The following is an 8,274-nucleotide window of genomic DNA, read 5'->3' as shown; positions in this document are numbered from 1 at the left end:
GGCCACCGCTCCTCCAGCGATCGGATCGGACGTCACCGCACATCCAACCGCCACGACCGCCGACCCGGCGAACCAACGCGGCCACAGCACTAGACAGCCCGCGTCATGCAGGATGCGGCCGATCTCGACGAGCTTGGGTGCGCCGGGCTTGAGGCCGCCGCGGTGGCCGTCGCAGTCGATCTCAATCTGAGCGGGGACTGGAAGGCCCGCCTGGCGGGAGGCTTCGACGACGAACTCCGCCTGCTCGGAGCTGTCCAGCAGGACGCGCAGGGTGACGCCGCGGCGCAGCAGCTTGAGGACGCGCGGGAGTTTGTGGGGGTCGATACCGACGGCGTAGGTGATGTCGGTGTAGCCGCCGTCGGCGAACGTCTCGGCCTCGGCGAGGGTAGAGACCGTGACGGGACAGGGGGTGCCATGGTGCAGGAGGGCGGCGACGTCGAGGCTCTTGGCCGTCTTCACGTGAGGGCGCAGGGCGACCCCGAGCCGGTCGGCTCTGGCTGCCAGTCGCTCGATGTTGCGCCGCACCTTGTGGACGTCGACGACGGCGAACGGAGTGTCGGGATCGGCAAGCGTCCGGGCGACGCTGGGGCTGGTCGCGGGTGCGGGGTTGTTCACAGGGAGATGTCCATCTTCTTCAGGAGGGCCAGGCCCAGGTACAAGTCCTGCAGGCCGATTCCGGAGCTGTCGAAGACCGTGATGTCGCTGTCGTCGGTGCGTCCCGTGGCGCGTTGGGTGAGGACCTCGCCGAGTGGGATGAGGACCGTCTGGGCCGAGGCATGCCGACTTTCACCCATGCGGCGGGCCTGCTCGCGAAGGTCACAGAAGACACGGGCGCGGGCGAACAGTTCGGGCGGGAGTTCCCGCCTACCGGGAGCGTCGGCACCCATGCAGGAGACGTGCGTACCGGGGCGGACCCACGCAGCTTCGAACAGCGGCGGAGTGTCGGCCCGGGCGGTCGTGGCGGTGACGATCACATCGGCCCGGGTACAGGCTTCCTCGGCGCCCACGCTCCGGGCGGTATTCCCCTGGGCTGCCAGTGCTGCGGCCATACGCTCGGCATGCTCGGCGGTGCGTCCCACAACCAGGACCTCACCGGGGGGGGGCCGGATGCGGCTGACGGCCGCCACCTCGTAGCCAGCCTGGTGGCCGGTGCCGAAGACGGCCAGCGTGGTGGTGCCGGCGCGGGCCAGCAGGTCGACGGCGAAGGCTGCGCGGGCCGCTGTCAGGGCCAGGTCCTCGTCCACGAGCGCGGCGGTCTGCTCCTCGGTGATGTGCAGCAGAGGGCGCGCGGCCGGTGACGGGCCGGAGCCGGACGAGGGAGCGGGCACGGGGTCGGTGGTCGATCCGGCGCCGGTCACGAAGTGCCCCTTACTTGGTGTAGTTGTAGACGGTCGCCCGGGACACGCCGAGCAGGTTCGCGATGGTCTGCGCGGCATCACGCGAGTCGAAGTAACCGTCCTGGTGCAACTGCCGTACGACTGCCTTCTTGTCCTGTCTGCTCAGCGATCGGGGAGTCGCGGCGCGCTCCGCGGCCAGTTCCTCCACCGCCTGGCGCAGCTCGCGCGCGTTGCGGTCCCGCAGGGTCTCCAGGGCCTGCTCGCGGTGCTCGGTGTCCGTGGCCACGAGGTTCGACAAAGCGAGCGTCACCGGTGACAGCACCGACACGTCGAGGTTCAGGCAGAGGGCGGCGATGTACTCGCCGGCGGAGTTCTTGATCCCAATGGACGTGCTCTTGGCCGGGCGGCCGTCGGGGAACTGGTTGGGGTAATTCTGGATGACGCTGGGGTAGCCGGGGTCCTCGATGCGAGCCAGGCCCAGCTCTGTGACGGAGTCGCCGACCTCGCGGCCGGAGAGGTTGTTCTCGATCGCCCGGATCGCGTGCTGCGGGTCCCGAAGGTCGTGCAGCACCACCTCGCACAGGCCCGGGAACATGCGGCCCAGCGCAACAGCGATCTTCTCGGCCTCACGGATGAGGTGCTCGTCTGCCTCGGCCGAGGCCGTTGTGACGATGCCCTCGCGTTCGGCCCTCTCCACACCATCAACGACGCGTCCCACGAGGCCCCATCTTGAAGATTCCAACTAGACTACTATTCTGCATCTAGATTATTAGTCTAGGAACCCTCTCGGCGATTGTCCAGCGGCCCTTCAGCCGACGGGGCGGTGAGCATCAGGGGGCCGGATTTCCACGGCCCGTCCGTTGCTCCTGATCGCCGCGAACTCGCCACTGTGGCTGGCACCAACCCAAGACCCTCGTGTGGGTTCGCCCGCAGACCGCTCCAAGAATCCGCGAACCCGTGCGCTTCCGTGTTCGACATCCTGGCCCACTCTGCGGGGGGCTTCCCCGACCTGCGCCCGCGCCCGTACACAGAGCGCCGCCAGGTCCTCCTGGACGTGCTCGCCGGACTCGGTCCGACGATCGTTGCCGTCTGGTCGACCACCGACCTGGCCGAGGCCCTGCTCTGGTACGAGTCGCTCGAGGGAACTGGTGTTGAGGGGATCGTGGCGAAGCCGCTCCGATCGGCCTATAGGGCAGGCCGTGTGTGGTGTGTTGACTGCACCATCTCAGCGAAGTGAGAGTGCAGCCTTCGAGCCCGACGACGGCAAGGGGCGGTACTGGTCCATGGATCTACGAGAACTTTTGACGACGAGGCAAGCGCGCCCAGTGCAGGTGGGTGGGGTCGTGGGGACCGGCCGCAAGGACGTTCCGTTCCTCCCGGGCGCTCTGCCTCAAACTCGCCGGCACCCCCACCGCCGACCGCCCGCTGGCCGGGATGTGTGACTCCGCCCGCTGCCGGCAAGCCACCCACCACCCCTGCCACCGGCCCGTCTGGGCCGAGCACGCCGAACGGACGAGAACCTTCCTCGGCGACCTGGGCAAGACGCCCAAGACAGAACACGCCCGTCTGCAGAACGACTATGACCGGGCGCTTCGGGTCATCGCCGAGATCGACGCAGCCGCCCTCGACCAACTCCACGAGGACTCCGCATGAGGATCACCCCAGCACAACGGAACGAGAACGAGAACCGCATCCGGGCCGCCATGGACCGGCTCCTTCGCGGCGAGATCCCGCCCGGCGGAAAGTGCGACATCAATACCCTCGCCGTCGAGGCTGCAGTCGACCGGACCGCGTTCTACGGCACCCGCCCTTACTCCCACCTGCGCGTTGAGTTCGAGCGACGCCTTCAGGCCCTGCAGCAGGCCGAGGAGATCCCCGACCCCCGCGAAGCCCAAATCGTCCGGCTCAAGACGGAGAGCATCAAGCTCAGGGAACGGCTGGCCCAGTCGGAACAGACGATCGACGAACTCACGGACTTCCGCACTCAGGCCCTGGCCCGGCTCGCCGCCCAGCACGAGGAGATCATCCGGCTCCGCGCCGCCGTCGCCGGGGCAAGCAGGGTGAGCCGTCTGCCCGCACCGCGAAGCACCGTCATCGGGACAGGCAGTTGATGCGGCTGGACTCCTGAACGGTTCGTTCTGACACCCGGTTTGCTCAGCGGTGGTTGCCGAGACTCCGGTCGACAGGATGTACTGGAACGAAGAAGGACGTTGAGCAATCTGGCCGTGGTTGCCTTGCTCAGCGCCTGGGGCATCAGGGGCGTCTCCGGCATATCAGCCGTTCGAGGATCCACCTGTGTCCCCCATCCCCATCCCCCACGGCTCCACTGGCTCGTTGCCTCCGCCGGAGACCCAAACGGTGACCAGTGGACCTGTATTGACCTGCAAGAAAGGGTTCTCGGATCATGCGGCGGTACGTTCTCACCGGCACGCCGGGCGCGGGCAAGACATCAATCCTGCGGTGCCTGGACGAGCTTGGCTACGGCGTTGTCGAGGAGGCGGCAACGGCGGTCATCGCACGAGCGCAGGCGCTGGGCGAGGACCAGCCATGGACACGGATGTCCTTCATCGACGACATCGTCGCTCTGCAGCGGCAGCGACAGTCGGAGGCCACCGACTCTGTTCAGGTGTTCGACCGGTCACCGGTCTGCACCCACGCCCTTGCCGCCTACTTGGGGTGGCCGGTGTCCCCGGCACTGGCCACGGAGCTCGAACGGATCACCTCGGAAGGGGTCTACGAGCGGACAGTGCTCTTCGTCCGCAATCTAGGGTTCTGCGAGCCGACCGCGGCCCGCCGGATCAGTTTCCAGGAATCACTGGCTTTCGAAAAGATCCACGAAGAGAGCTACCGCGCGTTCGGCTACGAACTCATCGACATCCCTGCCGGCGACCTGGCTCACCGCGTCGCCACCGTGAGCTCAACGATCGCCCATGCCCTGCCTCAGCCACCCACAGGGTGACCGCATCACAGAGACTCTCGCGGAATGCAACACGACCGGCGATATGCAGCGCGAACGTGTCCCAAGCGACGCACCTGCTCAATCGCACACAGGCTCATCCGCACACGGCCTCTGCGGCCACAAGGCACATCTTTGCGACCGACCTCGTCAACAACGGTGTCCCCATCCACATCGGCGCCGCCCTCCTGGGCCACCTGAGTCTGCAGACCACCCGCGGCTACGTCGCCGTCTTCGACGAAGACGTAACCCGCCACTACCAGCAGTTCCTCGACAACGCCGGCATCTGCGGCCTCAGGCCGAATACCGACCCGCCACGACCGACGAGTGGTCCGCATTCGAGGACCACTTCGACACCCGCAAGGTCGAACTCGACACCTGCGGCCGCCCCTACGCCCTTCTAGGCCAAGGCCCCTATCGGGACACGCTCCGTCGGCCCGGTGCTGGTACACGTCGATCCGGCCGGGCCGACAGATCAAACACAAGGCACAGCAGCCAGCCAGAGTACGAGTCAGGCCACGACCGGAACGACACGGCCATCATCCTCACAGCCCGAGTAGAAGGGACGGTCGGCGGCGATCCGGTCGATCGGCAGAAGCGTCCCGTCCAGGATCAGATACGCCTTCATCGACGCGGCCCGCATGGCTTCGGCGAGCGTGGGGGCGAGGGCGGCCAGGAGCTCGACGGCCTCGTTGACGTACCGGTAGACGGTTGTGGTGCCGACCCGGAAACCGGCTGCGAGCTGGGCATAGGGCTGGCCGTTGCGCAGGTGAGCGAGCGTAAGCAGGGCCTGCCGGCCCGCACTCAGGCACCGCCATCGGGTGCCGAGAGCGTGGCGACGTTCCCTCAGGCGGGCGGCGAGGAAGCGGAGGGCAGAGCTGGACACGTCGACGCCGGACGGGTAAATAGGCATGCGAAGCCTCTGGTGGAGACGGTTCTCTTGGTCGAAAACCCATCTACCAGGGGCTTCACCCGTCTGCCAGGCCAACTGCCCAGCTGACGCGGGAGGTTGGAAGGGGCTCACTGAGCACCGCAGTTGGCCCGTCCGGCCGAGCCTGCGCTCACCGACAATGGGTGCGCCGCGTTGGCCGAGCGAGGCGACGCCGGGTCAGTCTCGGGTGCGGCGGCGCAGCCGGTGGGTGACCGCCCGTTGGGACAGGGGGCCGAGTCCTTCCAGGGCCTGAGCGAGGACGGCGAGCTGTTCGAGCGAGTCCAGGGCGCGGGCGGCACCCTCGGGGTCGACGCCCTCGTACAGTTCGATGCCGACGAAGGAGGCGGCCGCAGCACGGGCCAGGCCAGCGGGGTCGGCGAAGGCTGCCAGGGGGGTCGCGGCGAGTAGCCGGGTCAGGACGGCCTCCAGCTCCTCGATCCACAGCGCGAGCCCAGCGGAGGTCGCGGCCGCAAGGGCGGGAGCGGTCTGGCCGGCGGCCAGCAGCTGACCGAGGACGGCCACCTGGCCGGCGGCCCGTTCCTCGGCGTGCATCGCGCGGGCGAAGGTCAGGAGTTCCGTGAGGGACTCCAGGGCGGCGAGCCGCTCGCGGTAGCGGGAGACGCGCTGCTCGGCGCCGTGCACGCAGGCAGCGGCGAGGAGCTCGTCGACGGAACCGAAGTGGTAGAAGATCAGCGCCTGGTTGACCCCGGCGGTGGTCGCGATCGAGCGGGCCGAGGTCTTGGCGATGCCCTGCTCGACCAGGGTGCGCAGGGCCCCTTCGAGGAGTTTGAGGCGAGTGGCCCCGCCGGACGCGCTCACGCGCGGGCCTCCTCGCGGACGGGCCGCAGGTCGGCGCGGAGTCCGCTCCCGCCCGCGTCGACGTACTCGGCGGTGAAGGAGCCCTCGTAGCCGAAGAGGAGGCCGAAATGCCGGTTGGTCACCCGCACCCGGATCCGGAAGCGGCCGGTGCTCTCGTCGAACGACTCGCGGACCTCGGCTTCGCCTCCGATCAGGAACGGAACGCGAACGTCGACGGGGCCCTCACGGAAGCGGTGCTCACCGGAGCGGATGAGGAGCGAGCCGTCGGGTTCGGCGCTCATGTGGAGGTCGCTGGCGAGGTGCTGGTGGGTACCGAGGTAGTCGAGGACGCAGTCACGCTCGGGGCTGAAGACCATCGTGGCGTCGAAGCGGTGGGGGCCGTCAGGCAGCTGAAAGGTCCGCACGAAGGTGACGGTCTCGCGGCCGAAGGAGTCCACGTAGGGGAAGTTCTCGATGACGAAGGGCACATGGCGTCCCTCGCGCGGGACGAGGATGTTGCGCGTACCGCCGAGCCGGAGGAACGGCTTGACGAAAGGGGCACCGTGGCGGATCCGCTCCATCGTCCCGCGCCCGACGCAGGCTTCGCCGCTGTCGAGCCCGACGGAGAAGCGCCGCCGGATCTCGGGGTGCAGGCGGCCGAAGTCGGCGCCCATGTGGGTGTGAAATATCGAGGTCACGAGGACTCCAGGATGGCGAGCAGCCGGGGTGCGCGGACGCGCCCGGGAGGCGTGCGTCGACAGCGGCGTGCAGCGGGGGTACCGGGCAGCGGGGGCAGCAGGGCGGCGAGGACGGCGGTGCCCGCCGCGAGGGCGAGCGGGGCGACGGAAGAGGCGAGCAGGGCGGCGAGGACCAGGGCCAGGCGCAGGGCGCTCTCCCCGAGGGTGCGGGCGAGGGCGGCGCGCGGGTGGGTCCCACGTTCGCACCACAGCCGCAGCCGGTCAAAGGACCAGGCGGTGGCCCAGCCCATGAGCGGCCGGAAGACCAGCCGGTCGGCGACGGCACCACAGCGGCCCCAGCGCGGGCAGTAGTCATAGCCGGTCAGGAAGCGGATCCCGGTGGGGCCTGGGACGTAGCGCCAGTAGCCGCTGCCCTCGGCGAGCAGCGAGAGCGGGTGACCCGAGGTGAAGCGCAGCACCGAGACGCGCGTGCCGTCGGACCGCTGCCGCTCGCCCGCGCTGACTCCGGTGCCGGCGATCCACAGGAGGGGCAGCAGCCGGGTCGCGTAGCGAAAGCGCTGCGGCTCTCCCTCGACGCGGGGCAGGTAGGAGATCGAGGTGAACCTCAGGTCCCAGGACTGGTGCCGCGCCGGGTCCTGGGTCCGCTCCCAGAGGACCTCCATATCGGCGTCGATCACGGTCTCCACGTACAACCCCATGGCCGCCACCTCACCCTTCTCACGGTTTGAGCGCTCGCTCAAACGGCAAGTTAGCACCAGTTTGAGCGAACGCTCAAGAAGATCGGCGGGCCGGTTGGAGCGTGCCCTCAGGACGCCCCTCCCCCACGACCGCGCACGCACGCGACAGTGCCCCCGGCCGGTCTTGAGTTCTGGTGGTCGTCGCAACACCCCAGCCAGGGGATGCGATGGACTTCGAAGTACGCAAGGAACGCCAGTGGCAGGGGCCGAAGAAGCTGGACCAGGAACGGGCCGCATACTTCCAGCTCATGCAGCAAGGCGTGAGCAGTCAGGAAGCCTGCCGAATCATCGTCATCAACCTGCGGACGGGCAAAAGATGGCGTAACGGTTCACACGCGAACGTCGGCCTGGTCACCGTCGCCGTCCACGCCATCAAGGTCACCGACATTGCTCAACTGCGCATGAACGCTCCCGACCTTGCCCACGCAACCCTCACAGTCGACTTGCGCGGCCAGTTGCACACGGTCTATCCCGACACGCTGACCCACCGCCTCCTGGACGAATGGCTCCAGGAACGGCGTGACCAGTGGCCCGCATCGCCCAACCCTCACCTGCTGGTGACGACGCACTCAGCGCACCACCCCGCCCTCCCGCCCGTCAGCCACTGCGCACTGCGCCGCGCGTTCGACCACACCGGAATCACCCCGCGCCAGATGTGGAGCGACCGCGTACTGGACGAGGCCCGGCAGACCGCCGACCCGGTACATCTGGTGCACCTGTTTGAGATCGCCCGCAAGGGCGTGCCCGCACCGATCCAGGCCGGCAAGAGGTGGGTCGTGGAGCGGAGCCACGCATGGATGAACGGCTTCGGCAGGCT

Annotated in this window: 11 protein-coding genes and 2 pseudogenes; 6 read left to right on the top strand and 7 right to left on the bottom strand. The window is 68.6% G+C overall.

What is annotated here, in order from left to right; translation table 11 throughout:
- The 3 genes from ACH4YP_RS47940 to ACH4YP_RS47930 form a co-directional block, all read right to left on the bottom strand.
- On the bottom strand, positions 1 to 615 hold a 615-nt coding region (locus ACH4YP_RS47940; RefSeq protein WP_398497911.1), incomplete at its 3' end, for an alanine racemase.
- The gene (locus tag ACH4YP_RS47935) at positions 612 to 1,358 is read right to left on the bottom strand and encodes an ornithine cyclodeaminase family protein (RefSeq protein ID WP_398497909.1); all 747 of its coding nucleotides are present in this window, start codon (positions 1,356 to 1,358) and stop codon (positions 612 to 614) included. The genes ACH4YP_RS47935 and ACH4YP_RS47940, both read right to left, overlap by 4 nt.
- Positions 1,359 to 1,368: 10 nt before the next feature.
- Positions 1,369 to 2,010 (bottom strand): transcriptional regulator, encoded by a 642-nt coding sequence (locus ACH4YP_RS47930; protein ID WP_398497913.1) that lies wholly within the window; start codon positions 2,008 to 2,010, stop codon positions 1,369 to 1,371.
- Positions 2,011 to 2,160: 150 nt separating this feature from the next.
- Here ACH4YP_RS47930 and ACH4YP_RS47925 point away from each other — a divergent pair, with 150 nt between their 5' ends.
- From ACH4YP_RS47925 to ACH4YP_RS47905, 5 genes are all read left to right on the top strand, one after another.
- Positions 2,161 to 2,574 (top strand): hypothetical protein, encoded by a 414-nt coding sequence (locus ACH4YP_RS47925; RefSeq protein ID WP_398497907.1) that lies wholly within the window; start codon positions 2,161 to 2,163, stop codon positions 2,572 to 2,574.
- 98 nt (positions 2,575 to 2,672) lie between these two features.
- Positions 2,673 to 2,990: a hypothetical protein gene (locus ACH4YP_RS47920; RefSeq protein WP_398497905.1), complete on the top strand. Its 318-nt coding sequence runs from the start codon at positions 2,673 to 2,675 to the stop codon at positions 2,988 to 2,990.
- Complete coding sequence (locus ACH4YP_RS47915; protein ID WP_398497904.1) at positions 2,987 to 3,448, top strand: hypothetical protein; 462 nt, start codon at positions 2,987 to 2,989, stop codon at positions 3,446 to 3,448. The genes ACH4YP_RS47920 and ACH4YP_RS47915 overlap by 4 nt, the downstream gene beginning before the upstream one ends.
- Before the next feature lie 293 nt (positions 3,449 to 3,741).
- The gene (locus ACH4YP_RS47910; protein WP_398497902.1) at positions 3,742 to 4,296 is read left to right on the top strand and encodes an ATP-binding protein; all 555 of its coding nucleotides are present in this window, start codon (positions 3,742 to 3,744) and stop codon (positions 4,294 to 4,296) included.
- Complete coding sequence (locus ACH4YP_RS47905; protein WP_398497901.1) at positions 4,293 to 4,697, top strand: tyrosine-type recombinase/integrase; 405 nt, start codon at positions 4,293 to 4,295, stop codon at positions 4,695 to 4,697. Before ACH4YP_RS47910 ends, ACH4YP_RS47905 begins: the two co-directional genes overlap by 4 nt.
- A gap of 146 nt (positions 4,698 to 4,843) precedes the next feature.
- Here ACH4YP_RS47905 and ACH4YP_RS47900 read toward each other — a convergent pair.
- From ACH4YP_RS47900 to ACH4YP_RS47885, 4 genes and pseudogenes are all read right to left on the bottom strand, one after another.
- A pseudogene (locus tag ACH4YP_RS47900) lies at positions 4,844 to 5,206 on the bottom strand (transposase family protein); the annotation flags it as partial.
- A 195-nt stretch (positions 5,207 to 5,401) separates the two neighbouring features.
- Positions 5,402 to 6,043 carry a TetR family transcriptional regulator gene (locus ACH4YP_RS47895; RefSeq protein WP_398497899.1) on the bottom strand — a complete coding sequence of 214 codons (642 nt, stop codon included), beginning with the start codon at positions 6,041 to 6,043 and terminating at the stop codon, positions 5,402 to 5,404.
- Positions 6,040 to 6,720 carry a DUF4166 domain-containing protein gene (locus ACH4YP_RS47890; protein WP_398497898.1) on the bottom strand — a complete coding sequence of 227 codons (681 nt, stop codon included), beginning with the start codon at positions 6,718 to 6,720 and terminating at the stop codon, positions 6,040 to 6,042. Before ACH4YP_RS47890 ends, ACH4YP_RS47895 begins: the two co-directional genes overlap by 4 nt.
- Complete coding sequence (locus ACH4YP_RS47885) at positions 6,717 to 7,418, bottom strand: hypothetical protein (RefSeq protein WP_398497896.1); 702 nt, start codon at positions 7,416 to 7,418, stop codon at positions 6,717 to 6,719. The genes ACH4YP_RS47890 and ACH4YP_RS47885 overlap by 4 nt, the downstream gene beginning before the upstream one ends.
- Positions 7,419 to 8,179: 761 nt before the next feature.
- Between ACH4YP_RS47885 and ACH4YP_RS47880 the strand changes: the two are divergent.
- Positions 8,180 to 8,274 (top strand): annotated as a pseudogene (locus ACH4YP_RS47880) (IS5/IS1182 family transposase); the annotation flags it as partial.

Origin of the sequence: Streptomyces sp. NPDC020747, assembly GCF_044334695.1 — a bacterium.
Lineage (GTDB): Bacteria > Actinomycetota > Actinomycetes > Streptomycetales > Streptomycetaceae > Streptomyces.
The sequence above is the reverse complement of the archived record's forward strand: the minus strand, read 5'-3'. Positions and strand labels throughout refer to the sequence as shown.

What these genes read in the sequence shown, in the direction of transcription:
- ACH4YP_RS47915 (WP_398497904.1), top strand. Translation starts at nt 2,987, where the DNA reads ATGAGGATCACCCCAGCACAACGGAACGAGAACGAGAACCGCATCCGG.
- ACH4YP_RS47885 (WP_398497896.1), bottom strand. Translation starts at nt 7,418, where the DNA reads ATGGGGTTGTACGTGGAGACCGTGATCGACGCCGATATGGAGGTCCTC.
- ACH4YP_RS47910 (WP_398497902.1), top strand. Translation starts at nt 3,742, where the DNA reads ATGCGGCGGTACGTTCTCACCGGCACGCCGGGCGCGGGCAAGACATCA.